This window comes from Microbacterium sp. KNMS, assembly GCF_053851835.1.
This window is the reverse complement of record NZ_JBSQBP010000024.1, coordinates 1-26,246: the sequence shown is the minus strand read 5'-3', so window position 1 is coordinate 26,246 and position 26,246 is coordinate 1. Positions and strand designations below refer to the sequence as shown.

General features: G+C 73.0%; 21 protein-coding genes, 1 tRNA gene and 1 other RNA gene. 17 read left to right on the top strand and 6 right to left on the bottom strand.

The genetic code is table 11. The features are described from left to right. Positions 1 to 67: 67 nt before the first annotated feature. From ACWXWW_RS14190 to ACWXWW_RS14165, 6 genes are all read left to right on the top strand, one after another. Positions 68 to 1,750 carry a Na+/H+ antiporter gene (locus tag ACWXWW_RS14190; RefSeq protein WP_455970457.1) on the top strand — a complete coding sequence of 561 codons (1,683 nt, stop codon included), beginning with the start codon at positions 68 to 70 and terminating at the stop codon, positions 1,748 to 1,750. Between the two features lie 89 nt (positions 1,751 to 1,839). Beyond that, positions 1,840 to 2,196 carry a hypothetical protein gene (locus ACWXWW_RS14185; protein WP_455970455.1) on the top strand — a complete coding sequence of 119 codons (357 nt, stop codon included), beginning with the start codon at positions 1,840 to 1,842 and terminating at the stop codon, positions 2,194 to 2,196. After that, entirely contained in the window at positions 2,193 to 2,714 is a 522-nt protein-coding gene (locus tag ACWXWW_RS14180; RefSeq protein ID WP_455970453.1) for an O-acetyl-ADP-ribose deacetylase, read from the top strand. The genes ACWXWW_RS14185 and ACWXWW_RS14180 overlap by 4 nt, the downstream gene beginning before the upstream one ends. Positions 2,715 to 2,862: 148 nt before the next feature. Then, positions 2,863 to 3,840, top strand: a complete 978-nt coding sequence (locus ACWXWW_RS14175; protein ID WP_455970451.1) for a phosphodiesterase — start codon at positions 2,863 to 2,865, stop codon at positions 3,838 to 3,840. A 67-nt stretch (positions 3,841 to 3,907) separates the two neighbouring features. Next, a complete protein-coding gene (locus tag ACWXWW_RS14170) occupies positions 3,908 to 4,387 on the top strand; it encodes a hypothetical protein (protein ID WP_271174498.1) in 480 nt (159 codons plus the stop codon). 102 nt (positions 4,388 to 4,489) lie between these two features. Beyond that, on the top strand, positions 4,490 to 5,263 hold the full coding sequence (locus ACWXWW_RS14165) for an alpha/beta fold hydrolase (protein ID WP_421076125.1): 774 nt from the start codon (positions 4,490 to 4,492) through the stop codon (positions 5,261 to 5,263). A gap of 46 nt (positions 5,264 to 5,309) precedes the next feature. Here ACWXWW_RS14165 and ACWXWW_RS14160 read toward each other — a convergent pair whose 3' ends face one another. After that, positions 5,310 to 6,035: an AAA family ATPase gene (locus tag ACWXWW_RS14160; RefSeq protein ID WP_455970449.1), complete on the bottom strand. Its 726-nt coding sequence runs from the start codon at positions 6,033 to 6,035 to the stop codon at positions 5,310 to 5,312. A gap of 194 nt (positions 6,036 to 6,229) precedes the next feature. On the opposite strand from ACWXWW_RS14160, the gene ACWXWW_RS14155 reads away from it, so the two are divergent. Then, a tRNA-Ser gene (locus tag ACWXWW_RS14155) sits at positions 6,230 to 6,318 on the top strand. 54 nt (positions 6,319 to 6,372) lie between these two features. On the opposite strand, the gene glgA is transcribed toward ACWXWW_RS14155, so the two are convergent. After that, the gene (glgA, locus tag ACWXWW_RS14150) at positions 6,373 to 7,560 is read right to left on the bottom strand and encodes a glycogen synthase (protein WP_455970447.1); all 1,188 of its coding nucleotides are present in this window, start codon (positions 7,558 to 7,560) and stop codon (positions 6,373 to 6,375) included. A gap of 111 nt (positions 7,561 to 7,671) precedes the next feature. Between glgA and glgC the strand changes: the two genes are divergently transcribed. Next, positions 7,672 to 8,910, top strand: coding sequence for a glucose-1-phosphate adenylyltransferase (gene glgC / locus ACWXWW_RS14145; RefSeq protein WP_282980264.1), 1,239 nt, complete (start codon positions 7,672 to 7,674; stop codon positions 8,908 to 8,910). 12 nt (positions 8,911 to 8,922) lie between these two features. Here the strand turns inward: glgC and ACWXWW_RS14140 are convergent, their stop codons facing one another. The 3 genes from ACWXWW_RS14140 to ACWXWW_RS14130 are packed head-to-tail and all read right to left on the bottom strand — an operon-like array spanning position 8,923 to position 13,338. Beyond that, the gene (locus tag ACWXWW_RS14140) at positions 8,923 to 11,145 is read right to left on the bottom strand and encodes a transglutaminase TgpA family protein (protein ID WP_455970445.1); all 2,223 of its coding nucleotides are present in this window, start codon (positions 11,143 to 11,145) and stop codon (positions 8,923 to 8,925) included. Beyond that, positions 11,132 to 12,370, bottom strand: coding sequence for a DUF58 domain-containing protein (locus ACWXWW_RS14135; protein WP_271174493.1), 1,239 nt, complete (start codon positions 12,368 to 12,370; stop codon positions 11,132 to 11,134). The genes ACWXWW_RS14140 and ACWXWW_RS14135 overlap by 14 nt, the downstream gene beginning before the upstream one ends. Before the next feature lie 5 nt (positions 12,371 to 12,375). Continuing rightward, complete coding sequence (locus ACWXWW_RS14130; RefSeq protein ID WP_271174492.1) at positions 12,376 to 13,338, bottom strand: AAA family ATPase; 963 nt, start codon at positions 13,336 to 13,338, stop codon at positions 12,376 to 12,378. A gap of 42 nt (positions 13,339 to 13,380) precedes the next feature. Between ACWXWW_RS14130 and ffs the strand changes: the two genes are divergently transcribed. The 6 genes from ffs (at position 13,381) to ACWXWW_RS14100 (ending at position 21,021) form a co-directional block, all read left to right on the top strand. Beyond that, positions 13,381 to 13,477: signal recognition particle sRNA small type (gene ffs, locus ACWXWW_RS14125), an RNA gene on the top strand. Between the two features lie 64 nt (positions 13,478 to 13,541). Then, positions 13,542 to 15,653 carry a phosphate acetyltransferase gene (pta, locus tag ACWXWW_RS14120; protein WP_421076130.1) on the top strand — a complete coding sequence of 704 codons (2,112 nt, stop codon included), beginning with the start codon at positions 13,542 to 13,544 and terminating at the stop codon, positions 15,651 to 15,653. Next, positions 15,650 to 16,885 carry an acetate kinase gene (locus ACWXWW_RS14115; RefSeq protein WP_455970443.1) on the top strand — a complete coding sequence of 412 codons (1,236 nt, stop codon included), beginning with the start codon at positions 15,650 to 15,652 and terminating at the stop codon, positions 16,883 to 16,885. The genes pta and ACWXWW_RS14115 overlap by 4 nt, the downstream gene beginning before the upstream one ends. A gap of 57 nt (positions 16,886 to 16,942) precedes the next feature. Next, positions 16,943 to 17,686 (top strand): HAD family hydrolase, encoded by a 744-nt coding sequence (locus tag ACWXWW_RS14110; protein WP_271174543.1) that lies wholly within the window; start codon positions 16,943 to 16,945, stop codon positions 17,684 to 17,686. Between the two features lie 46 nt (positions 17,687 to 17,732). Next, complete coding sequence (locus ACWXWW_RS14105) at positions 17,733 to 20,252, top strand: glycoside hydrolase family 65 protein (protein ID WP_455970441.1); 2,520 nt, start codon at positions 17,733 to 17,735, stop codon at positions 20,250 to 20,252. A 64-nt stretch (positions 20,253 to 20,316) separates the two neighbouring features. Further along, on the top strand, positions 20,317 to 21,021 hold the full coding sequence (locus ACWXWW_RS14100) for a FadR/GntR family transcriptional regulator (protein ID WP_282980256.1): 705 nt from the start codon (positions 20,317 to 20,319) through the stop codon (positions 21,019 to 21,021). Here ACWXWW_RS14100 and ACWXWW_RS14095 read toward each other — a convergent pair. Next, positions 20,987 to 22,384 (bottom strand): aspartate ammonia-lyase, encoded by a 1,398-nt coding sequence (locus ACWXWW_RS14095; RefSeq protein WP_455970439.1) that lies wholly within the window; start codon positions 22,382 to 22,384, stop codon positions 20,987 to 20,989. The genes ACWXWW_RS14100 and ACWXWW_RS14095 overlap by 35 nt on opposite strands. A gap of 93 nt (positions 22,385 to 22,477) precedes the next feature. On the opposite strand from ACWXWW_RS14095, the gene ACWXWW_RS14090 reads away from it, so the two are divergent. From ACWXWW_RS14090 to ACWXWW_RS14080, 3 genes are all read left to right on the top strand, one after another. Further along, complete coding sequence (locus ACWXWW_RS14090) at positions 22,478 to 24,040, top strand: amino acid permease (protein ID WP_455970437.1); 1,563 nt, start codon at positions 22,478 to 22,480, stop codon at positions 24,038 to 24,040. Continuing rightward, positions 24,037 to 25,011 (top strand): asparaginase domain-containing protein, encoded by a 975-nt coding sequence (locus ACWXWW_RS14085; protein WP_455970435.1) that lies wholly within the window; start codon positions 24,037 to 24,039, stop codon positions 25,009 to 25,011. Before ACWXWW_RS14090 ends, ACWXWW_RS14085 begins: the two co-directional genes overlap by 4 nt. Before the next feature lie 53 nt (positions 25,012 to 25,064). Next, positions 25,065 to 26,246 (top strand): DNA polymerase III subunit gamma and tau (locus tag ACWXWW_RS14080; RefSeq protein WP_455970433.1); only part of this gene is annotated, 1,182 nt, incomplete at its 3' end.

The following is a 26,246-nucleotide window of genomic DNA, read 5'->3' as shown; positions in this document are numbered from 1 at the left end:
CGGGCGCCGCGCGTCGTTGCGCACGTCATCCCCTCGGCGTGGGCCGCGCCAGGGAGAGAGGACACCGATGGACGGACTCGAGATCACCGTGCTCCTGGGCGCCGCCGTGCCCGTCGGAGCGCTGGTCGCTCCGCGGCTGCGCGTCGCGGTTCCCCTGCTGCTGCTCGCGTTCGGACTCGTGCTGGGGTTCGTGCCCGAGCTGCGCGAGGTGCAGCTGCCGCCCGAGACGGTGCTCCTGCTCTTCCTGCCGGTCATGCTCTTCTGGGAGAGCCTCACGACCTCGCTCAGGGCCATCCGGCGCGACCTGCGCGGCATCGTGCTGATGAGCACGCTCCTCGTCGTCGCGACCGCGTTCGCGGTCGCCGGCGCCGCGCACCTGATGGGCCTGCCGTGGGAGATCGCCCTCATCCTCGGCGCCGCGGTCGCCCCTCCCGACGCGACGGCGGTCGCCGCGCTCGGGCGGACCCTGCCGCACCGGAACTTCATGGTGCTGAAGGCCGAGAGCCTCACGAACGACGGCACCGCCCTCGTCATCTCGTCGGTCGCCGTCGGCGTCGCGGTCGGAGGCCAGTACACGCCGTGGACCATCACGGGCCTCGTCGTGCTGTCGTACGCGGGCGGGGTCGTGGCGGGCCTCGCGGTCGCGGGCGTCGCCTATCTGCTCATGCGCCGCCTGCGCGACGCGCTGACGATCAACATCGCGCTCCTCCTCACGCCGTTCGCGGCCTTCCTCGTCGCCGAGCTCGTCCACGCGTCGGGCGTGCTCGCGGTCGTCGTGGCGGGGCTCATCGCGGCCTGGGTCGCGCCGCGCACGACGACAGCCGCCTCACGACGCCAGACCGAGGCCGCGTGGCCGCTCGGGACGTTCCTCCTCAACGGCGCGCTGTTCGTGCTCATCGGGCTCGAGGTGCAGCACGTCGCGCACACGATCGACGCGCGCGAGGTCGGCCGGCTTCTGGGCGTCACGGTCGTCGTGTGGCTCGTGACGCTCGTCGTCCGGTTCGCGTTCCAGATGACCACGGTCACGATGATCCGCCTGCTCGATCGCCGTCCGTCGCAGCGCGAGCGGCGGATGAGCCATCGCGCGCGGGTGGTGAGCACGGTCGCGGGCTTCCGGGGCGCCGTCTCGCTCGCGATCGCGCTGTCCGTTCCGCTCGCGACCGCGGACGGCTCCGCGCTCACGGGGCGCGAGGACATCGTGTTCGTCACGGCGGGCGTCATCGTGCTCACCCTCCTCGTGCAGGGGCCGCTCCTCCCCGTCGTCGTGCGCTGGGCGCGCCTTCCGGAGGACCGGGCGAGCGACGAGGAGTACGAGCTCGCGCAGCGGGCCATCACGGGTGCGGCGCTCGCGTCGCTCGACGAGCTCGCGGCCGCGCACGCGGTGAGCGACGAGGTGCGCGACCGCATCCGCGACGACGTCTCGGAGACGCTCGAGCTCGCGAACGCGCAACGTCAGGCGCGTGAGCAGGAGCGCGTCGACCGCGAGGTGGCCGTGCTCGAGGGGATGCTCGGCCCGTCCGACGACGCCGAGCGCGCCGCCGAGGCTGCGGCGATCGAGGTGCTCACGATGTCGCCGATCACGCGGCACGAGGAGCACACGCGTCTCCGGCTCGCGCTGCTCGCGCGCAAGCGGGAGGTGCTCTACGGTCTCCGGGCCGACGGCTCGGTCGACGACGGCGTCGTGAACCGCATCCAGGCGCGGCTCGACCTCGAGGAGCTGCGGCTCACGGGCATCGAGCCCGTCGCCTGACCCCGGTCGCGCCATCGAGAGCTGATCCCCTCGACGCGGAGGCGATGCGGGAGCATCCTGGTCGCATCCGACGCAGTCAGGAGGCGGGCATGATCATCTCGACGCCCCATGAGGACGACCCCGACCCGCAGGTCGCGGCCATGTACGCGCACGACCTCGAGGCGGACGGCCTCGTGTTCAGCCATACCCGCGCGATGGCGGTGAACCCCGCGGCGCGTCTCTCGCAGGACGCGGCCTCGATGACGGACGACGACTCGGCGCGGCTGCGGGCCGTCGGCTTCTCCGACCGGCAGATCGTCGACATCGCGCTCGCCGCAGGGGCGCGCAACCTCTTCAGCCGCACGCTCCAGGCGCTCGCGGTGCCGATCGAGGACGTGCCGCGGCTGAGCCCGCAGCTGTCGCAGGCCCTGCGCGAGGCCGCCGAGAGACGCGGGGCCGCCGCATGACGACCATCACCGCTGTGCTGGGCGACATCACGGAGCAGGAGGTGGACGTCGTCGTCAACGCGGCGAGCAGGGCGATGCGCGGAGGCGGCGGTGTCGACGGCGCCATCCACCGCGCGGGCGGCCCCGAGATCCTCCGCGCGTGCATCGCGCGGTTCCCGCACGGGCTCGCGACGGGCGACGCGGGGTGGACGACCGCCGGTCGCCTGCCTGCGCGGTGGGTCGTGCACACCGTCGGCCCGAACCATGCGGCGGGCGAGCGCGACCGCACGCTCCTGGAGTCCTGCTATCGGCGAGCGCTCGCGGTCGCGGACGAGCTCGGTGCGCGCAGTGTCGCCTTCCCGCTCATCAGCGCGGGCATCTACGGATGGCCTCTGGACGATGCGATCGCGGCTGCCGTGGAGACGGTCGCGGCGGCGCGCACGCGGGTCGAGGAGGTGCGCATCGTCGCGCGCGACGCGGAGACGCACGCGCGGGTCGCCGCGGCGATCGAGACGCTCGGCCGGCCTCCGCGCGGCTGAGCGTCTCGTTCGCCGGGCGGCGACGCCCCGTTCACCGGCGCGTCGCCGCCGCGCCAGCCGAGCGTCATCCCAGGAAGGCACCCTGCGGGCGAGGCGGAGCCGGCCCCGAGAGCCCTGCCGGTGCCCGCCGCCGACGAGAGGGAACCCCGTGCCCATCCGCCAGTCCGAGCATCCGCTGCCCGATCACTTCCTCGTCCACATCTCGGACACGCATCTCGTCATGCCGGGGGAGCGCCTGTGCGGCGTCGCCGAGGCGAGCGAGCGCCTGCGCGAGCTGCTCGGCTCGCTGGCCGGGACGGGCATCCGCCCCGAGGCGCTCGTGTTCACGGGCGATCTGGCCGACCAGGGCGAGCCCGAGGCGTACGTCGAGCTGCGCGACATCGTGGAGCGCGCGGCCGCGGAGATGGACGCGCGGATCGTGTGGGTCATGGGCAATCACGACGACCGCGCGACGCTGCGGCGCACGCTCCTCGACGCCGCGCCGACGACCGAGCCGCTGGACCGCGTCGAGTGGCTCGGCGGGCTGCGGCTCGTCGTCCTGGACTCGACCGTGCCGGGGCACGCGCACGGCGAGCTCGAGCCGGGACAGCTCGCCTGGCTCGCCGACGTGCTCGCGACGCCCGCGCCCGAGGGGACGATCCTCGCGATGCACCACCCGCCCGTCCCGTGTCTGCAGGACCTCGCCGTCACGGTCGAGCTGCGCGACCAGGCGGCCCTCGCCGACGTCCTGCGCGGCACGGATGTGCGGGCCATCCTCGCGGGCCACCTGCACTACAGCACGACCGCGGGGTTCGAGGGCATCCCCGTGTCGGTCGCCTCGTCGACCTGCTACACGCAGGACCTCTTCACGCCCGGCCGCGGGACGCGCGGAAGGGATGCGGCACAGAGCGTCAACTTCGTCCACGTCTACGAGCGCACGGTGATGCACACGGTGGTGCCGGCCGCCGGCGCGGCGACGGTGGGGCGCTTCGTCGACCAGGCCGCGACCGCGCGTCGCCTCGAGGAGGAGGGCGTGGTGATCCCGCCGTCCGCGAACCCGGACGCGCCCGAGTGGGCGCGGCGCGCCATCCCGTCGCCGGTCGGGAGCGAGCCCGCGGCGGCGCTCCCGCTGCCCGTGGCCCGGTGACGCGACACGCGTTCCTGTCGAGCGCCCGGCGCGGGTACCGTCGGAGGGTGGGGAGAAGGAGCGCATCGTGAGCCAATCGCCGGAGACCAGCGTGGACCAGGGCCGGGAGGGGCGCGCGAAACGGTACGCGACGCTCGACGAGGCCTTCCAGAAGCACGGGACGCCGCCCGAGAACCAGGCGGTCATCCGCCGCATCGTGGACGGCTCCGACGTCACGGGCTTCGTCGGGTACCGCACGTACTTCAAGATCGAGCGCCGCGGCAGCGCCGCACTCGAGGTGCACGCGGGCTACACGAACGGCTTCCGATCTGAGTCCGACGCCGCCCGCCTCGCGGGCGACCTCGAGCGCTGGCCGAGCCGCCGCTTCCACGGTTCGTGGGGTGTCACGCACCCTGTGACGCACGCCGTGCGCGTCGCGCCGGCGCGCTCGAGCGCGCCGCGCCGCGAGACGGTCCGCAAGCCCGTCGTGCCCGAGCGCGTGGCCGACGTCTGCCCGACCTGCTTCATGGAGATGCCGCTCACGGGCGTCTGCCCGAACTGCGGCTGAGGCGGACCACTTGCCGCTTCCGGCCGCTTGACGGCGGCGGATGGCGGCCGTTCGCGACCAGGACCGGTTCCGGATGTCGGCGGTGCATGGTTCGCTGGGGCCATGGACACGGTCACCTCCGCAGACGGCACCCCCATCGCGTTCCGCACCCTCGGCGACGGGCCCACGGTCGTCATCGTCAACGGCGCGCTCTCGACCGCGGCGGACGCCTCGGGCCTCGCCGAGGCGCTCGCGGCCTCCGGCCTGCGGGCCGTCACCTGGGACCGACGCGCGCGCGGTGACAGCGGCGACGCACGCGACTCCGCCCCCGAGCGCGAGAGCGAGGACCTCGCGGCCGTGATCGAGGCCGCGGGCGGCGACGCCGCGGTGCTCGGGCACTCGTCGGGCGCCGTGCTCGCGCTGTTCGCTGCGTCGCTGGGGGTGCCCATCCGCCGGCTGTTCCTCTCGGAGCCCCCGCTCCACGCAGGAGAGCCGGCGCCGCACGACCTGCCCGATCGTCTCCAGGCGCTCGTCGACGACGGCGCCCTCGAGGACGCGGTCGCGACATTCCAGGTCGAGGGCGTCGGGCTTCCGCGCGAGATGGTCGAGGGGATGCGGGCGCGGGGCGCGCTCACGCTCCTCGCGCCCCTCGCGCAGTCGACCGTCTACGACGCGCGGCTCGTCCGGGATGCGGGAGGGCCGACCGCCGCGATGCTCGAGGTCGGGCAGCCGATCGTGATCCTGCGCGGGGAGCAGACGTTCCCCGTGCTCGTCGAGGCGGCCGACCGCCTCGCGGCCGCGCGCCCCGACGCCGAGCTCGTCGTGGTGCCGGAGTCCGTCATGCACCGCCCCGATCCCGCGGCGACCGCGCGCATCGTCGCCGAGCGGATGGGCTGACCGCCCCCCGCGCCCGGCTCAGCCGCCCGCGACGGGTTCGTCGCGTTCACTCCAGGTGACGCAGGAACCGGCCGGGGGAGTCGAGGAACGATCGCCACGTCCGCACGAGGTCGAGGTCGTCGTACGCGCATCGACGGATGCCCCACGAGCCGAGCTCGAGCAGGTCGGCTCCGGGGAATGCGGCGAGCACCGGCGAGTGCGTCGAGAGGACGATCTGCGAGCCGTCCGCGACGAGTTCGCGCAGCAGCCCGAGAAGCGCGAGGCAGCCGGAGACGGAGAGAGCGGATTCCGGCTCGTCGAGCACCCACAGCCCGCGGATGCGCAGGCGCTCGGAGACCACGTCGAGGAACGACTCGCCGTGGCTGCGCTCGTAAAGCGGGGCGCCCATCCCGATGTCCTCGAGGTACGTGTAGAACCCGTGCATGGTCTCCGCCCGCAGGAAGAAGCCCTTCCTCGGCGCACCGGCCCCGCGCACGAGCTGCAGGTGGTCGCCGAGGTCGGACTCCGACGCGCGCGTGGCGTGCTGGGCGCCGCTCGAGCCTCCCTCTGCGTTGAGGCCGTATGCCGTGGCGAGAGCCTCGACCAGGGTCGACTTGCCGACGCCGTTCTCGCCCGTGAGCACCGTCACGGCGCCGAGGTCCAGTCCCTCCTCGAGCACCTGCCGGACGGGACCGAGCGTGGCGGGCCAGCGCCGCAGATCGGCGGGCGCGAGCGGGTGCGCCTCGATTCTGCGCACGGGGAGGGCCCGGCGGGAGAGAGGGGGCGCATCCACACGGCGACCCTAGCCTGCCCCGCGCCCTGCGCCCTGCGCCCCGCGCCCCGCGCACTGCGCTCCGGACACGCGGCATGTCTCACTTGCGCAGCCTTACGGGCCGCGATTGCCTGCAAATCCGAGACATGCGAGGGAGCGGCCTACCGGGGGACTCGGCAGGAGAGGCGCGGGCTCGCGTGATAAGGTCTTCCTCTGGAAGCGTGTCCGAGAGGCCTAAGGAGCTTGGCTGGAATCCAAGTATGCGGGGTAACTCGCATCGCAGGTTCAAATCCTGTCGCTTCCGCAGAAGAGGCCCCGTCCGGTTCGCCGGACGGGGCCTCTGACATGCCAGCGGGAGCTACACGCCGCGGACGTCGGCGTACAGCGCGCGGGTGCGGTCGGCGATCGCGGTCCACGAGAACTCGCGCTCGGCGCGCTCGCGCCCTGCGGCCCCCAGCGCACGCGCGCGATCGGGGTCGGACACCATCTCGGTGAGCGCCGCCGCGAGGTCGCCGACGAAGCGCTCGGGGTCGATCGGGGTGCCCGTTCCGTCGTCCACCTGCTCGATCGGGACGATCGCTCCCGTCACGCCGTCCGCGACGACCTCGGGGATGCCGCCGGTGCCCGTGCCGACGACCGGTGCACCGCAGGCCATGGCCTCGAGGTTCACGATGCCGAGCGGCTCGTACACCGAGGGGCAGACGAACGTCGTGGCCGCGCTCAGCAGGGCGCACAGCTCGGGGCGGGGCAGGTGGCGGTCGATCCAGACGACGCCGTCGCGCTCGGCGCGCAGCTCGGCGACGAGGCCCTCGACCTCGGCCATGATCTCGGCCGTGTCGGGAGCGCCCGCGCACAGCACGAGCTGCACCTCGGGCGGCAGGGCGCGCGCCGCGCGGAGCAGGTACGGCAGCCCCTTCTGCCGCGTGATGCGGCCGACGAACACGATCGAGGGGCGGTCGGGGTCGACGCCCAGCGCGCGCACGGCGTCGGGGTCGTCGACGCGCTGCCAGCCGTCGAGGTCGATGCCGTTGTAGACGACCTTCACGCGCTCGGGCTCGAGCTCGGGGTACACCCGCAGCAGGTCGCGGCGCATGCCCTCGCTGACCGCGACGACGGCGTCGGCCGACGTGAGGGCCTCGCGCTCGATCCAGCTCGACAGGCGATAGCCGCCGCCGAGCTGCTCGGCCTTCCACGGGCGCAGCGGCTCGAGGCTGTGGGCGGTGGCCACGTGCGGGATGCCGTGGAGCATCTTCGCGACGTGGCCGGCGAAGTTCGCGTACCAGGTATGCGAGTGGACGAGGTCGGCGCCCTCGACATCGCGGGCGATGAGGAGGTCGGTGCCCATGGTCTGCAGGGCTCCGTTCGCGCCCGAGAGCTCGGCGGGCGTCCCGTACGAGAAGACGCCCTCCTCGTCGCGCGGAGCGCCGAACGCGCGCACGACGACGTCGAGATCTCGGCGGAGCGCTCTGACGAGCTCGGCGACGTGCACGCCGGCACCGCCGTACACCTCGGGCGGGTACTCGCGGGAGAGGAGATCGACTCGCATGCAGTCAACCTAGCGCCGCTGGAGGCCGCGCGGGGAACAGGTCGAGAATTGCACATTTCTCCCCGCGATTCGAGCCTGCCTTTCTCCTCCGGTTCTCACTAGGGTGAGGCCATGTCCAAGTACTTCGGCATCGTGCTCGCAGGCGGAGAAGGCAAGCGGCTGATGCCGCTCACGGAGGACCGGGCGAAACCGGCTGTGCCCTTCGGCGGACAGTACCGCCTCATCGACTTCGCGCTGTCGAACCTCATCAACTCGGGGCTGCGGCAGATCGTCGTGCTCACGCAGTACAAGTCGCACAGCCTCGACCGCCACATCTCGCAGCTGTGGCGCATGAACGGCCTGCTCGGCTCCTACATCGCGTCCGTGCCCGCGCAGCAGCGGCTCGGGAAGCGCTGGTACCAGGGCTCGGCCGACGCGATCCTGCAGAGCCTCAACCTCGTGTACGACGAGCGCCCGGACTACATCGTCGTGGTCGGCGCCGACCACGTCTACCGGATGGACTTCGACCAGATGATCGAGGCGCACATCGCCTCGGGCGCCGAGGCGACCGTCGCGGCCATCCGCCAGCCGATCTCGCTCGCCGACCAGTTCGGCGTCATCGACATCGACCCCGAGAACCCGAGCCGCATCCGCGAGTTCCTCGAGAAGCCGTCGAATCCGCAGGGCCTGCCCGACTCGCCGCGCGAGGTGCTCGCCTCGATGGGCAACTACGTCTTCACGGCCGAGGCGCTCATCGAGGAGGTGCTGCGCGACGGCGAGCGTGCCGACTCGAAGCACGACATGGGCGGCGACATCATCCCCGCCTTCGTCGAGCGCGGCACGGCCGGCGTGTACGACATGAAGCAGAACACCGTGCCGGGCGCCTCGGCGCGCGACCGCTACTACTGGCGCGACGTGGGGACGATCGACTCGTACTTCGAGGCGCACCAGGACCTCATCTCGGTGCTCCCGGTGTTCAACCTCTACAACCAGGAGTGGCCGATCTTCACGCAGCAGGTGAACCTGCCGCCGGCGAAGTTCACGCGCGACGCCCGGGGCACGCTGAGCACCGTGATCGACTCGATCGTCGCGGGCGGCACCGTGATCTCGGGCGCGCACATCGAGCGCAGCGTGCTCGGCTCGGGCGGCATCGTCGAGTCGGGCGCGCACGTGAGCGACTCGATCGTGTTCGAGAACGCGCGGATCAAGCCGGGGGCGACCGTCCGCCGCGCGATCCTCGACAAGAACGTCGTCGTCGAGGCGGGCGCGTCGATCGGCCTCTCGCGCGAGGCGGATGCCGCGCGCGGCTTCGCGATCACGCCGAGCGGCATCACCCTCGTCGGAAAGGGCGCGACGGTCACCGCGTCCTGACGGCGCGAGCGCTCAGAGCGCGTCCTCCACACGAGGGCGCACGACGAGCGATCGCGGCAGCGCGCTCGCGCGCGCACGCTCAGCCGCGCCCGGCAGGAGCGCGCGGCGGATGCGGCGCAGAGCGCCCGCGGCGGTCTCGGCGGGGAGCTCGTCGGATACCCGCGCATACGACGCACGCTCGACCGCGCCCACGAGCAGCGCGACATCCGCCTCGGGAGCTCCGCACTGCGTCACGAGGCGCCGGCCGAGCGCCCGGGGCGACTCGCTCGCGCGCACGTCGACGCCCGCGTCGATCGCGGTGTCGACGAGCTCGAGCCACACGGCGCGCGACCGGGCCGCTCCCGAGGCGTTCAGTCGCCGCGACCGCCGCGCGCTCCGCACGACGAAGGGGAGCGCGACGACGAGCAGAGCGAGGATGGCGATGCCGATCGCGCCGAGGGCGCCGCGCGGATCCCACGCGGCGACCTCGGCGCCGTCCGCGCCGCCCGCACCCGGATCCGCCGAGGGGCGCGCGCTCGCGGTCGGCGTGGGCGCGTCGCTCGGGCGCTCGTCCTCCTCGACCGGCGTCTGACCGCCGTCGCTCGTCTGCGGAAGGAAGTTCGTCGGCACGCCCAGGGAGGCCGTCGGCTCGAACGGCACCCAGCCGATGCCGTCGAGATGCGCCTCGGGCCACGCGTGGAGCTGCGCGCTCGTGACCGAGTACGTCACCGACCCGTCGTCCGCCGGCGGGCCCGTCGCCGTTCCCGGCAGGTAGCCGACCACGACGCGCGTGGGGATGCCGAGGGTGCGCGCCATGACGGCGAACGACGACGCGAAGTGCACGCAGTAGCCCGCGCGCACCTCGAGGAAGTCGGCGATCGCTTCGACCCCCGAGCCGTCGAAGCCCTCCGCGACGGGTGCCTCGAGCGAGTACCGGAACGCGCCGCCGCGGAACCAGCCCTGCAGGGCGCGCAGGGCGTCGTAGGGGGTCTGCGCGTCGGCCGTCACCTCCGCAGCGAGCTCGCCGATCACGGCGGGCAGCTCGGGCAGCGCGAGCGCCTGCTCCGGCGCCTCGCCGATCGCCGCGGCCTGCGCCTGCTCCCGCGTCGGGTCGGGCCGCTCCCACGTCACCGTGTACTCGGCACCGAGGGAGGACGCCGAGTTCGTCACGAGCGTGCGGTTCGCGGTGAGCATCGACCACGCGTCGTCGACGCCCTCGAGCTCGACGGCCGCGTAGGGCACCGGCAGGTAGCCGCCGGTGAGCCGCGTGATATCGACGGACGCCGTGCCGCGCTCGCGCTCGACCGCGATCTCCTCGACCGGTGGCAGCCCGCCCCCGACCGCGGAGAGCGCGCCGGTGTCGGGCGTCCACACCTCCCCGTCGAAGGACGACAGGGTCGCAACGCGCAGGTACGGAGCCGCGCCGGCCGCCGTCCTGACCTGCAGTACCTCGGTCTGGGCGGGCTGGCGCAGGCTGGCGCCGAGATCGAGGTCGGCGTCGATCGTCGTCGTGGGCCCGAAGCCGGATCCGGGTCGCGCGACCGGCTGCGGGAGCAGGGGCGGGATGGCCATGGCGGCGACGACCGCGACAGCGCCGACGATCGCGGCGACGACGGACGCGGATGCCGTGTGCCCGGCGCCCGTCCGCGGATCGCGCGCGCGGGTGTCGGCGCGCAGCATGAGGAGGATCGACAACGCGAGCGGGACGAAGAAGACCGCCTCCACGCGCTGCGGCACGACGAGCGACGGGATGAGCGACACCGTGATGAACCCCACCGCCGCGAGGAGGGGAAGCCGTGCGGTGAGGGCGACGTGCGACATGGCGATCGCGAGGAGGCCGACCGCGACGGTGATCACCCACGCGAGTCCGCTCGACGGCCGCAGCGGCGCGACGCCGTGGAGCACCTCATCCCACACGGCGCCGAGGAGCGCCTCGACCGCGCGCGGCGTCTGCGGCGAGGGGACGACGAGGTAGCGCGGCACCGAGGCGGGCAGGAGGATCATCGCGCACGCGATCCACACGGCCGCCTCGGCGAGGAACGCCCAGGCGCGGTGCCGCGTGCGGCGGACCGCGTAGCCGGCGGCGCACACGACCGCGACCGTGAACACCGTCTGGGGGAGCCAGATCGGGACGACGACCCTCGTCAGCGGGAGGGCGGACGCGAGGACGGCGATCGCCGTCCACAGGGCGAGCACGGGGTCGGCGGGGCGACGGCGGCGCTCGGCCCCACGCGCCCGCAGCTCAGCGGCGTCCATATCGCGCTCCCGGGTTCACGGCGCGCTGCCATGCGTCCTCGACGTCTGCCTCGAGCGCGACAGAGCGCCATCCGGCGCGACGGGCCTCGTCGAGCGCGTCGCGCTGCGGGGCGGATGCGAACAGGAGGGGGAGCGCGCCGCGATGCGCCGTGCGGGCGAGCACCGCGGCGTCGGATGGCTCGAGGCGCCCCGCGATGAGCACGAGCGGCCCCGTGGTCACGCCCGCGAGCACCTCGTCGAGGCGCGGCAGGGTGTCGGCGGAGCGCGTCCCGACCGTCGTGAAGGCGCGCAGGAGCTCGGCGCGCTCGTCGCCCTGGGCCGCGCCGCGCTGGCCGAGCGACGCGAGCGGCGCGCCGTCGCCGTCGATGACCCGGACGATGTAGCCGTCGGCCGCGAGGCGCCACGCGGCCGAGACGCACAGCGAGACCGCGGCCTCGAACGCGCTGTCGCCGCCGGGCGACGCGGCGGAGGGCGACCAGCGCGACGTGCCCCGGTCGAGCACGACGACTGCCTGCGGCGACGCCTCCTGCTCCTCCTCCCGCACCATGAACTCCCCGAGCCGCGCGGAGGCGCGCCAGTGGATGCGGCGCATCGAGTCCCCTGGCGCATACGGGCGGGGAATGAGGTTGTCGCTGCCCTGGCCGCGCCGCTCTGCGCTCGCGAGGGCGACGCCCGAGTCGCCCGCGAGGCGGGGCAGAGGCGAGAGCGGGACGATGCGCGGCGTCACGGTGACGGGCGTCATCCCGCCCAGACGTCGCGTGCGGCGCGCGATGCCGAACGGGTCGTGCTCGACGACCGTGAGCGGCCCGAGGGTCCACGCGCCCCGGCGGACTCCCGTGACCGCGTACGTCAGCTCGAGCGCTCCGGACGCGCCGCGGCTCGGCAGGAGCGACGCGGGCAGCGCGCCGGTCGCATCGCCCGCGAAGCCGCCCGGCAGCTCGTCGGCCCACGTCCCGCCCGGCGTGGGCAGCGGGGACCGCCCCGAGATCCGCAGCGCGACCGTGCTCTCCTCGCCGACCGCGACGGTCTCGGGGCGGAGCGTCCGGATCACGCGCTCGGGGCTCCGGCGCAGGTACAGCGAGAGCGCGCACGCCGCCACGAGCGCGAAGAGGAGCATCGCGTACGCGAGGGCCTCCGTCGACCCCACCGCGTGCGCCGCGACGAAGAGCGCGGCGCCGAGAGCGAGCGCCCCGGCGCCGCGCACGGTGAGCGGGTGGCGGCGCATCGCGCTCAGCGCGCCGTCGCGAGCGGGACCCGGACGGCGTGCACGATGCGCTCGAGGATCGCGGGGATCGCGTCCGCCTCGCCGCGGTGCGCGGCGGCCGCGCGCGTCGGGATGAGACGGTGCGCGAACACGGGCGTGAGCAGGGCCATGAGATCGTCCGGGATGACGTAGTCGCGCCCGTCGAGCGCGGCGCGCACCTTGGCCGCGCGGACCAGCTGGATGGTCGCCCGCGGGCTCGCGCCCAGACGGAGGTCGGGATGGCGGCGCGTGGCCTGCGCGAGCGCGACCGCGTACTGCTCGACGACGGGCGCGACGTGCACGGCGCGCGCCCACGCGATGAGCGCCGCGACCGTCTCGACGTCGACGACCGCCGTGAGCGCGTCGAGCGGATTCGCGGTGTCGCGCTGGCGCAGCATGAGCGCCTCGGCCTCGGCATCCGGGTAGCCCATCGAGATGCGCATCATGAAGCGGTCGCGCTGGGCCTCGGGGAGCGCGTACGTGCCCTCCATCTCGAGCGGGTTCTGGGTCGCGACCACGAGGAACGGGCGCGGCAGCCGATGGGTCCGCCCATCGACCGTGACCTGCGCCTCCTCCATCGCCTCGAGCAGGGCCGACTGCGTCTTGGGGGAGGAGCGGTTGATCTCATCGGCGATGACGACGTTGGCGAACACGGCGCCCGATTTGAACTCGAACTCGCGGCTCACCGGGTCGAAGACCGACACGCCCGTGACGTCGCTGGGCAGGAGATCCGGCGTGAACTGGATCCGTCGCACGCTCGCCGCGATCGAGGCGGCGAGGGCGCGCGCGAGCTGCGTCTTGCCGACGCCCGGCACATCCTCGATGAGCAGGTGACCCTCGGCCAGGAGCGAGATGAGGGCGCTGTCCACGGCCTCGGGCTTGCCGTCGATCACGCTCGAGATCGCGCGCGCGATCCCGTTCGCCGCCTCGAGGAATCTCTCGGCCGTCATGGTCTCTGGCACAGGCCACCTCGCATTCGGGGTTAGACTATCTGCAGCTCTCCGCGTGGCGGCATCCAGGCCAACTCCCCCAGGACGGAAACGTAGCAAGGGTAACCGGGCTCTGTCGGGTGCGCGGAGAGCCTTTTCATGCCCAGGCGGGAATCCGCCCGTCGTCCTGCCGCGTCGAAGGTGTTCGACCTAGGGTGGATGACGTGGCGAGAAGCATCTACATCACGTCGGCCGAGGGGCATTCCGGCAAGTCCACGGTGGCGCTCGGCGTCCTGGATGCGCTGAGCAGGGCGACCCCGCGCGTGGGGGTCTTCCGTCCGATCGCCCGGTCGTCCGCCGAGCGCGACTACGTCCTCGAGATGCTGCTCGACCACGACGGCGTCGACCTCGCGTACGAGGAGTGCGTCGCGGTCACCTACGACGACGTCCGCGCCGACCCCGACGCCGCGCTCGCGCGGATCGTCGAGCGCTTCAAGGCCGTCGAGGCGAAGTGCGACGCGGTCGTCGTCCTCGGGAGTGACTACACCGACGTCGGCAGCCCCGCGGAGCTCGCCTACAACGCGCGCGTCGCGGTGAACCTCGGCACGCCCGTTCTGCTCGTCCTCGGCGGACGCGCGCAGCAGGGCCACACCGAGCAGCTCGGCACGACGTCGCCGCGCACGCCAGAGGAGGTCGCGCAGATCGCCGCGCTCGCGGTGTCGGAGCTCGTGCGCGAGCGCGCCGAGCTGCTCGCGACGATCGTGAACAGGGCCGACGGCGCCCGCCGGGACGAGATCCTCGCAGCGGTCGGCGCGGTCACCCCGTCGGCTCCGGTCTGGGCGATCCCCGAGGACCGGATGCTCGTGGCCCCGTCGATGGGCGATGTGCTGCGCGCGGTCGACGGCCGGCTCGTGAACGGCGACGAGGCGCTGCTCACGCGCGAGGCGCTCGGCGTGGTCATCGCCGCGATGTCGATGGAGAACGTGCTCCCGCGGCTCACCGAGGGCGCCTGCCTCATCGTGCCCGGAGACCGGAGCGAGGTCCTCCTCGCGGCGCTCCTCGCGAACGCCTCGGGCACGTTCCCGTCGATCGCGGGGATCATCCTCAACGGGCCCTTCGAGGTGCCGGAGGCCGTGTCGCGCCTGCTCGAGGGCCTCGGCTCGCGCCTTCCCGTCATCCGCGCGGACGGCGACACCTACACCACCGCCGTGCGGGTCATGAGCGCCCGCGGGCGCCTCGCCGCAGGCTCGCCCCAGCGCTACAACCTCGCGCTGTCGCTGTTCGAGAGCAGCGTCGACGTCGAGGAGCTCACCCGCGTGCTCGGGGTCGCGCGGGCGACCGTCGTCACGCCGCTCATGTTCGAGTACACCCTGCTCGAGCGGGCCCGCGCCGACCGCCGACACATCGTCCTGCCCGAGGGCGACGACGACCGCGTGCTGCGCGCGGCGGGCATCCTGCTCCAGCGCGGCGTGGCCGAGCTCACCATCCTCGGCGAGCCGTTCGAGGTCCGCGCCCGCGCGATCGAGCTCGGCGTGGACATCCGCGAGGCGCACGTCCTGAGCCCGTTCGATCCCGTGCACGTGCACAAATTCGCGACCGAGTACGCGCGGCTGCGGGCGCACAAGGGCGTGACCTACGAGCGCGCGGCCGACACCGTCACCGACGTCAGCTACTTCGGCACGATGATGGTGCACATGGGGCTCGCCGACGGCATGGTCTCGGGCGCCGCGCACACGACGGCCCACACCATCCGCCCGGCATTCGAGGTCATCAAGACCGAGCCCGGCGTCTCGGTGGTCTCGAGCGTCTTCCTCATGGCGCTCGCCGACCGGGTGCTCGTCTACGGCGACTGCGCGGTGATCCCCGATCCGACGAGCGAGCAGCTCGCCGACATCGCGATCACCTCGGCGCAGACCGCGCGCCAGTTCGGCGTCGAGCCGCGCGTCGCGATGCTGTCGTACTCGACGGGGGAGTCGGGCACGGGCGCGGATGTCGACAAGGTGCGCGAGGCGACGCGGCTCGCGCGCGAGCGCGCGCCCGAGCTGCCGATCGAGGGCCCGATCCAGTACGACGCGGCGGCCGACGCCGCGGTCGCGAAGGCGAAGCTCCCGGGCTCGGAGGTCGCCGGGCGCGCGACGGTCTTCGTCTTCCCCGACCTCAACACGGGCAACAACACCTACAAGGCCGTGCAGCGGTCGGCGGGCGCCGTCGCGATCGGGCCGGTCCTGCAGGGCCTGAACAAGCCGATCAACGACCTGTCGCGCGGCGCGCTCGTCGAGGACATCGTCAACACCGTCGCGATCACGGCCATCCAGGCGCAGGGGGAGCAGCGATGACCGCGCGGAGCGTCCTCGTCGTCAACAGCGGGTCGTCGTCGTTCAAGTACCAGCTCATCGACATGGCCGCCGAGCGGGTGCTCGCCTCGGGGCTCGTCGAGCGGATCGGGCAGACGCAGGGCGCCGCAGCCCACACGGTCCGCTTCGCGGCCGGTCCCGGAGAGCCCGCGCCGGCGATCGCCGACGAGACGCACCGCCGTGAGACGGAGATCCCCGACCACACCGCCGGGTTCCGCGTGATGCTCGACGCGTTCGCCGCGCACGGCCCCGCGCTCGACGCCGACGCGCTCGCCGCCGTCGGGCACCGCGTCGTGCACGGCGGCGCGCGGTTCTTCGAGCCGACCGTCGTGAACGACCTCGTCGAGATCAACATCGACGAGCTCTCGGTGCTCGCCCCGCTGCACAACCCCGGCGCGCTGCAGGGCATCCGCGCCGCGCGCGCGGCGTTCCCGCACGTGCCGCACGTCGCGGTGTTCGACACGGCGTTCCACCAGACCCTTCCGCCCGCCGCGTACACCTACGCGATCGACCGCGAGATCGCGCAGGCGCATCGCGTCCGCCGCTACGGGTTCCACGGCACGAGCCACAAGTACGTCTCGGAGGCGGCGGCGCGCCATGTCGGACGACCGCTCGCGGAGCTGCGCCAGATCGTGTTCCACCTCGGCAACGGCGCGTCCGTCACCGCCGTCGACGGCGGCCGGTCGGTCGAGACCTCGATGGGCATGACGCCGCTCGAGGGCCTCGTGATGGGCACCCGGTCGGGCGACATCGACCCGGCGGTGCTCTTCCAGCTCGCGCGCAGGGCCGACCTGACGATCGCCGACCTCGACCGGCTCCTCAACACGCGAAGCGGTCTCAAGGGCCTCGCCGGGGTCTCGGACATGCGCGACGTGCAGGAGCGCAGGGCGGCGGGAGACGAGGCAGCCCAGCTCGCGTTCGACGTGTACGTCCACCGGCTCCGCGCGTACGCGGGCGCGTATCTCGCGCAGCTCGGCGGGGTCGACGTCATCTCGTTCACGGCCGGAGTGGGGGAGAACTCCCCGGATGTCCGCGCTGCGGCGCTCGCCACGCTCGGGTTCGCGGGGGTGGAGATCGACGCGGCGCGGAACGCCGCGGCTCCGCGCGGCGAGATCGCGGTCATCTCGACCGACGCGTCGCGCGTCACCGTGCTCGTCGTGCCGACTGACGAGGAGCTCGAGATCGCCCGCCAGTCCCTCGCCGCGGCGAGCTGACCGCCACTACGCTGGGGTGAACCGGCCATCCCGCGCGACGGAGGATCTGTGACCTCTCTGCCCGACTCGCCCCTTCCCGACCTGAGACGCTACGACGCCGTGCTGTTCGACCTCGACGGCGTGCTCACGCCGACGGCCGAGGTGCACATGCACGCGTGGCGGGCGATGTTCGAGGAGCTCTTCGCCCAGTGGGGCATCGAGCCCGCCTACACCGACGACGACTACTTCGCGCACCTCGACGGCAAGAAGCGCTACGACGGCGTCGCCGCCCTGCTGCGCAGCCGCGACGTCGAGATCCCGTGGGGCGACCCGTCCGACGATCCCTCGCTCGACACCGTGTGCGGCATCGGCAACCGCAAGAACGCCGTGTTCTCGCGCGTGCTCGCGGACGAGGGGATCGCGCCGTACCCGGGCTCGCTGGCCCTCCTCGACGCGCTCGCGGCGGTGGGAGCGCGCGTGGGCGTGGTCTCGAGCTCGAAGAACGCGAAGGACGTGCTGACCGCCGCCGGCATCCTCGACCGGTTCCCCGTGATCGTCGACGGTGCGGTGGCCGAGCGCGACGGGCTGCCGTCGAAGCCCGCGCCCGACATGTTCCTCGCGGGCGCCCGCCAGCTCGGCGCCGCCCCCGCCCGCTGCGCGGCCGTCGAGGACGCCCTCAGCGGAGTCGCATCGGCGGCCGCCGGCGGGTTCGCCCTCATCGTCGGCGTCGACCGCGGCGCCGGGGCGGCCACGCTCTCGGCCGCGGGCGCGCACGTCGTCGTGTCCGACCTCGCCGAGCTCGTCGGCCCGGCCACCCGCTGACCTCCGCCCTCCGTCCATCCGGCACCCGACCATCCGGAGCACACGCATGATCGATCGCGACCGCTTTCCCGTCGACCCCTGGCGCCTCGTCGAGACCCGCTACTCCGAGGAGGACGCGGGTGTCACCGAGACCCTGTTCGCCGTCGGGAACGGCTTCCTCGGACTGCGCGGGAACTACCCCGAGGGCCGCCACGCGCACGAGCACGGCACGTTCATCAACGGCTTCCACGAGACGTGGCCGATCCGTCACGCCGAGAGCGCCTACGGCTTCGCCGAGGTCGGGCAGACGATCGTCAACGTGCCCGACCCGAAGGTCATGCGCGTCTACGTCGACGACGAGCCCCTCTCGCTCGACCTCGCGGACGTGCGCGAGTACGAGCGCTCGCTCGACTTCCGCGACGGGGTCCTGCGGCGCCGTCTGCTGTGGGTCACGCCGTCGGGCAAGGAGGTGCTCCTCGAGTCGGAGCGCCTCGTGCCGTTCGAGGACCGGCACCTCGCGATCGAGCGGATGACCGTCACGGTCCGCAACGCGGACGCCCCGGTCGTCATCAACTGCCAGCTCATCAACCGGCAGGACGGGCAGGACGTGTACGGGGGCCACCCGCACGCGCCGGGCGCGACCGTCGACCCGCGCCGCGCCGAGCGCATCGAAGCGGAGCGCGTGCTCATGCCGCAGGAGCACTGGCAGGACGGCACGCGCACCGCGCTGTCGTATCGCACGGCGTCTTCCGGCATGTCGCTCGCGGTCGTCGCCGACCACGTCATCGAGACCGAGAACCCGCACGTGCACCGCGCGCTCATCGAGCCCGACATCGCGAAGAACGTCTTCCGCGTCGAGGCGAAGGCCGGCGTGCCCGTGACCGTCACCAAGACGATCAGCTACCACACGTCGCGCAGCGTGCCGACGGGCGAGCTCATCGACCGCTGCCGGCGCACGCTCGACCGCGTGCTCGCGGCGGGCACAGCCTCGGTCTTCGAGGCGCAGCGTCGCTGGATGACGGGGTTCTGGGAGCGGTCGGATGTCCGCATCGTCGGCCACGACGACCTGCAGCAGGCGACCCGCTGGTGCCTCATCCAGCTCGCCATGGCGGCGGCGCGCGCGGACGGATGGGGCGTGCCGGCCAAGGGCGTGACCGGCTCGGGCTACAGCGGCCACTACTTCTGGGACACGGAGATCTACATCCTCCCGTTCCTCGCCTACACGACGCCGCTCTGGGCGCGCAACGCCATGCGCATGCGCACGAAGATGCTCCCCGCGGCGCGTCGACGCGCCGCGAAGATGAGCGAGGCGGGCGCCCTCTACCCGTGGCGCACGATCAACGGCGAGGAGGCGTCGGCCTACTACGCGGCCGGCACCGCGCAGTACCACATCAACGCCGACATCGCCTTCGCGCTCGTGCGCTACGTCCGCGCGACGGGCGACGTCGACTTCATGGCGCGCGAGGGCGCGGATGTCCTCGTCGAGACCGCGCGGATGTGGACGACGCTCGGGTTCTGGCGGCAGAACGAGGGCGAGGAGAGCTTCCACATCCACGGCGTGACCGGGCCCGACGAGTACACGACCGTCGTGAACGACAACCTCTTCACGAACGTCATGGCCCGCTTCAACCTCCGTGCCGCGGCGAGGGTCGTCCGCACGATGGCCGAGAAGTCCGGGCGCGCGTACCGCGACCTCGTCGACCGCGTGCAGCTCGATCCGGGCGAGCCGGAGGCCTGGGAGCGCGCGGCCGACGCGATGTACATCCCGTACAACGAGAAGCTCGGCATCAACCCGCAGGACTCCCTGTTCCTCGAGCGCGAGGTGTGGGACCTCGAGCACACCCCGCGCGAGCAGCGCCCGCTGCTGCTGCACTTCCATCCGCTCGTCATCTACCGGTTCCAGGTGCTCAAGCAGGCGGACGTCGTGCTCGCCCTCTACCTGCAGGGCAACCACTTCACCGACGAGGAGAAGCTCGCCGACTTCGAGTACTACGACCCGCTCACGACGGGCGATTCGACGCTGTCGGCCGTCGTGCAGTCGATCCTCGCGGCCGAGGTCGGGTACCAGGACCTCGCGCTCGAGTACTTCGAGCACGCGCTGTTCGTCGACCTCGCCAACATGCACGGCAACACGTCCGACGGCGTGCATGTGGCGTCGGCGGGCGGCGTGTGGACGGCGCTCGTGGCGGGCTTCGGCGGCATGCGCGACCACGACGGCGAGCTCAGCTTCGACCCGCGCCTCCCGCGCGACTGGCCCGAGCTGCAGTACGCCCTCGCGTGGCAGGGCTCGCAGCTGGACGTCTCGATCCGGCGCGACGAGATGCGGGTGTCGGTCCGCTCGGGCGACCCCGTGACGTTCACGGTGCGCGGCGTGTCCCACACCGCGAGCGCGTCCGCGCCGGCCATCGTGGCGCTCGCCGATCAGGGGCCCGTGCGCCCCGGGCGCCCGACCATGCGCAAGTACTCGTCGATGCACCGCGAGGACGGCTCGCAGCTCGAGCCGACCCTGCCGCCGGTCACCACGGCCATCCCGATCGTGGCCGACGACCTCGTGGAGCGGTCGACCGACCCGCGCACGCTCGATTGAGCGTCGTCCGCGCCCGGCCGCGCACGGTTTGACTTTGCGCGGCCGGGCGCAGACAGTGGAGGGCATGCCCGACGAATGGACCTCGCGCCCCGCGCCCGTCGTGCGCCGCAGCGTCGCGGAGTCCGTGATCGAGGACCTGCGCGGCGCGATCACCTCGGGGGCGCTCGCTGTCGGCACGCGACTGCCGTCGGAGGCGCTGCTCGCGGAGCGGTACGCCGTGAGCCGGCCGGTCATCCGCGAGGCGCTGCGCTCGCTGCAGACCCTCGGGCTCACCCAGACGCGCACCGGCAGCGGCACGTACGTGACGGCGGACCGGATCGATCCGGCCACCGTGTACGGCGAGTTCTCCGCGCGCGACCTCATGGAGGCGCGCCCGCACATCGAGGTCCCCGCGGCGGGGCTCGCCGCCGAGCGCCGGACGGACGAGCAGCGCGACGAGCTCACCGCCCTGTGCGACGCGATGGACGCATGCGACGACCCGCAGGAATGGGTCGCGCTGGACACCCGCTTCCACTCCCTCGTCGCGCAGGCGTCGGGGAACGCGGTCTTCGCGAAGGCCGTCTCCGACATCCGCGACGCCCTCTCGCGTCAGTCGCAGGTCGTGAACCTCGTCGCGTCGCGCCAGGAGCCCTCCGGTCGCGAGCACCGGCGGATCGCCGAGGCGATCGCGGTCGGCTCGCCGATCGAGGCCCGCGAGGCCATGCGCGCGCACCTCGGCGAGGTCGAGCGCGTCGTCATCCCCCTGACACGACCAGCCGCTCGGGGCTGAGCGCCGCGCGCACCTCGTCAGGCGTGAGCAGCCCGCGCTCGAGCGCGACATCCGGAACCGATCGGCCCGTCCGCAGCGCCTCCTGCGCGATCTCCGTGGCCATCCGGTAGCCGATCAGTGGGTTGAGCGCGGTCGCGAGGCCGATCGACGACGCGACACGCTCCGCCATGATCTCGGGGTGCGCCTCGATGCCGTCGACGCAGCGGTCGGCGAGGAGCCGACACGCCGCCGTGAGATGCGCGAAGCTCTGCGAGAGGGCGCGCGCGATCACCGGCTCGAAGGCGTTGAGCTGCAGCTGGCCCGCCTCCGCGGCGAGCGTGACGGCGAGGTCGTCGGCGATCACGGTGTACGCCACCTGCGTGACCATCTCGGGGATGACCGGATTCACCTTGCCGGGCATGATGCTCGAGCCGGCCTGCACGGCAGGCAGCGAGATCTCGCCGAGCCCCGCGCGCGGACCGGACGACAGCAGGCGCAGGTCGTTGCAGGTCTTGGAGAGCTTGATCGCGATGCGCTTGAGCACCCCGGAGACGTGCACGAACGCGCCGGGATCCTGCGTGGCCTCGACGAGGTCGGCGGCGGTGACGAACGGGCGCCCCGTGAGCTCGGCGAGGTGCGCGCAGGCGCGGGCGGCGTAGCCTGCGGGGGCGTTGAGGCCCGTGCCGATCGCGGTGGCGCCGAGGTTCACCTCGAGCAGGAGCGCGGCCGACTCCCGCAGCCGCGCCCTGTCCTCGCCGAGCATGATGGCGAACGCCCCGAACTCCTGCCCGAGGGTCATGGGCACCGCGTCCTGCAGCTGCGTGCGGCCGACCTTGAGATGCGCGGCGAACTGCGCGGCCTTCCGCGCGAACGCCGCTTCGAGGTGCGCCATCGCCGCCTCGAGCTCCTCGACCGCCTCCGTGAGCGCCGCGTTGATCGCGGTGGGGTAGACGTCGTTTGTCGACTGGCTCATGTTGACGTGGTCGTTGGGGTGCAGGCGCGCGTAGTCGCCCTTCTCGTGCCCGAGCAGCTCGAGCGCGCGGTTGGCGATGACCTCGTTCGCATTCATGTTCGTCGACGTGCCGGCGCCGCCCTGGATGAGGTCGACGACGAACTGGTCGTGGAGAGCGCCCGCGCGGATCTCCGCGCACGCGGCCGTGATCGCGTCGCACCGGGCGGCGTCGAGCAGGCCGAGATCGCGGTTGGCGAGCGCCGCGGCCTGCTTGACGGCCGCGAGCCCGCGCACGAGGAACGGGAATCGTCCGATCGGCGTGCCCGTGACGGGGAAGTTGGCGACCGCCCGGGCCGTGTGGACGCCCCAGTAGGCGTCTGCCGGGACCTCGAGGTCGCCGAGGAGGTCGTGCTCGCTGCGCGTCTTCGTCATCACTGCTCTCTTCCTTGAGGCGGAACGTGCCTGTAAAGCTACCAGACAGATTTTCGGACTTCCGACTTGACATCTCACGGCTCGCGTGGTCGGATGTCGCAAGCTGTTTGGCAGCTAGCCAGATTCCGCGGCAACGTCGCCGCCCGACCGAAGGCAGACACCGTGTCGACCCAGACCCCCGATTCCGCCCCCTCGTCGCTCCCCGACGAGCAGTCCGGATTCCGCAAGGCGCTCCGTCCCCGCCAGATCCAGATGATCGCCATCGGCGGCGCGATCGGCACCGGACTGTTCATGGGAGCCGGCGGCCGGCTCGAGAGCGCCGGTCCGGCCCTCGTCGTCGTGTACGCCGTCTGCGCGTTCTTCGCGTTCCTCGTGCTGCGTGCCCTCGGCGAGCTCATCGTGCACCGTCCGTCGAGCGGCTCCTTCGTGTCGTACGCGCGCGAGTTCTACGGCGAGAAGATGGCGTTCTTCGCCGGCTGGATGTACTGGCTGAACTGGGCGATGACCTCGGTCGCCGACGTCACGGCCGTCGCCCTCTACATGAACTTCTTCAAGCAGTACGTCGCGTGGCTCGCGGCGATCGACCAGTGGGTGTTCGCGCTCGTGGCGCTTGTGCTCGTGCTCGGCATGAACCTGCTCTCTGTGAAGGTGTTCGGCGAGCTCGAGTTCTGGTTCGCGCTCGTGAAGGTGCTCGCGCTCGTCGCGTTCCTCGTCGTCGGCGTCTTCTTCGTCGTGACCGGCACGCCGGTCGACGGCGTCGCCCCGGGCTTCCACCTCATCGCCGACAACGGCGGCGTCTTCCCGAACGGCGTGCTCGCCGCGTTCATCGTCATCCAGGGCGTCGTCTTCGCGTATGCCTCGATCGAGCTCGTCGGCACCGCCGCGGGGGAGACCCAGGACGCCCGCACCGTCATGCCGAAGGCCATCCGCACGGTCGTGTTCCGCCTCGTCGTCTTCTACGTGGGCTCGGTGCTGCTGTTCACGCTGCTCATGCCGACCACGTCGTACGCCGCGGGCGAGAGCCCGTTCGTGACGTTCTTCGGCGCGATCGGCGTCGAGGGCGCGGACATCATCATGAACCTCGTCGTGCTCACGGCGGTGCTCTCGTCGCTCAACGCCGGTCTCTACTCGACCGGGCGCATCCTCCACTCGATGGCGGTCTCGGGCTCCGCTCCCGCCGCGCTCGCCCGCATGAACCGCGCGGGCGTGCCCTACATGGGGATCGCCGTCACGGCCGTCGTCACCGCGATCGGGGTGGCGCTCAACGCGGTCGTGCCCGAGCAGGCGTTCGAGATCGCGCTCAACGTCTCGGCGCTCGGAATCATCAGCGCGTGGGCGGTCATCGTCCTCTGCCAGCTGAAGCTGCGCAGCCTCGCCGAGCACGGCGCGTTCGAGCGCCCCGCGTTCCGGATGCCCGGCGCCCCCTACACGGGCCACGCGACGCTCGTCTTCCTCGGCGCCGTCGTCGTGCTCATGGCCCTCGACTACCCGATCGGCAGCGCCACCGTCGCGTCGCTCGTCCTCATCGTGCCGGCGCTCATCGCGGGCTGGTTCCTCTCGCGCGACCGCATCCGCGCGCTCACGGCCGAGCGGACGGGCACGCTCGCCGCGCTCGCGCACCGCGCGGCCGCGACCCGCTCGGGACGGGCCGAATGACGCCCGCCCCGGCCGTCGTCGTTGTCGCGACGGGCGGCACCATCGCGAGCCGCCCGTCAGCCGAGGGCGGCACGGCGCCCGCGCTCGGCGGCGACGCCATCACGGCGTCGGCCGGGGCGTCAGCGCCTGTCCGTGTGGTCGATCTGATGGCGGAGGACTCGGCCGCGCTCGACCTCGCGCGCATGCAGGAGATCGCCGACGCCGTGGCCGACGCGCTCGCCGATCCGCACACGACGGGTGTCGTCGTGCTCCACGGCACCGACTCGCTCGAGGAGACAGCGCTTCTCGTCGGCCTGCAGTGCGGAGCCGACCCGCGCCCGATCGTGCTGACCGGCGCGCAGTTCCTGCCCGACGATCCGCGGTCGGATGGCCCCGCGAACGTCGCGGCGGCCCTCGCGATCGCGTCGGGCGAGGCGGCCGCGCCGCGCCACCCTGCGACGGGCGGCGCCGTCATCGTGTTCGGCGGGCGCGTCCTCCCCGCGTGGGGCGCGTCTAAGGCGCGCACCGACGACGCCGATGCCTTCCGACGGGGCGGCGACGCCTCCGGCGCGCCCGCTCTCGCGACGCCCGCTCTTGCGACGGCGCGACGCGCGCACGACGGCGTCGCGCGTGTCCGCGTCGATGTCGTCGCGGTGGTCCCCGGCGGAGACGACGTGCACCTGCGCGCGAGCGCGGCGGCCGGCGCACGGGCCGTGGTGCTCGAGGCGCTCGGCTCGGGGAACGCGTCGCCGGCCATCGTCGAGGGCGTGCGCCGCTGCGTCGATCAGGGCGTGCGCGTCGCGGTCACGAGCCGTGTGCCGGAGGGGGCGCTCGCCGCGACCTACGGCGGGGGAGGCGGCGGTCACGACCTCGTCGTCGCGGGGGCCGCGATGGCGCGCACGCTCCGTGCGGGCCAGGCGCGCATCCTCCTCGCCGAGCTGCTCGCGCGCGGCATGGCCGACGACGCGATCGCGGCCGCCCTCGCGGCGTGAGCGCCGATCGAGGGTCACAGCGCGATGTCGGCGGGGAGCCGTAGGCTGGATCCGTGACCACCGCCTTGTATCGCCGCTACCGGCCGGAGACCTTCGGGGAGATGATCGGCCAGGCGCAGGTCACGGATCCGCTCATGACCGCGCTGCGCGGCGATCGCATCGGGCACGCGTACCTCTTCTCGGGGCCCCGCGGCTGCGGCAAGACGACCTCGGCGCGCATCCTCGCGCGCTGCTTCAACTGCGCAGAGGGTCCGACCGACACGCCGTGCGGCCGCTGCGACAGCTGCGTCGAGCTCTCGCGGACGGGCGGCGGCTCGCTCGACGTCGTCGAGATCGACGCCGCGAGCCACAACGGCGTCGACGACGCGCGCGACCTCCGCGAGCGCGCGATCTTCGCTCCCGCACGCGACCGGTTCAAGATCTTCATCCTCGACGAGGCCCACATGGTCACGCCGCAGGGCTTCAACGCGCTGCTCAAGCTCGTCGAGGAGCCGCCCGCGCACGTGAAGTTCATCTTCGCGACCACCGAGCCCGACAAGGTGATCGGCACCATCCGCTCGCGCACGCATCACTACCCCTTCCGGCTGGTGCCGCCGGCCGCGATGCTCGCGTATGTCGAGAAGCTGTGCGCCGAGGAGGGCGTGGCCGTGGCGCAGGGGGTGCTGCCCCTCGTCGTGCGCGCGGGCGGAGGCTCTCCCCGTGACACGCTGTCGATCCTCGATCAGCTGATCGCGGGGTCCGAGAACGACAGCGTGACCTACGAGCGCGCGGTCGCGCTGCTGGGCTACACGCATGCCGAGCTCCTCGACGAGGTCGTCGACGCGTTCGCGCTGGCCGACGCGGGCTCCGCGTTCGGCGCGGTCGATCGCGTCGTGCAGACGGGGCAGGATCCCCGCCGCTTCGTGGACGACCTGCTCGAGCGGCTTCGCGACCTCATCGTGATCGCGGCCACGGGCGCCGGCGCGTCCGCCGTGCTGCGCGGCATCCCGTCCGATGAGCTCGAGCGCATGGGGCAGCAGGCCGAGCGCTTCGGCGCGGAGCGCCTCTCGCGCACCGCCGACATCGTGAGCGCCGCCCTCGACGGCATGACCGGCGCGACGTCGCCTCGCCTCCAGCTCGAGCTCATGATCGCGCGCGTCCTCACACACGGTGCGGCCGCGGCTCCGGCCGGGGGCGCGCCCGCGGCCGGTTCCTCGCGCGGTCCGGCCGCGGGGCCTGCGGCTGGGGCCGCGGGC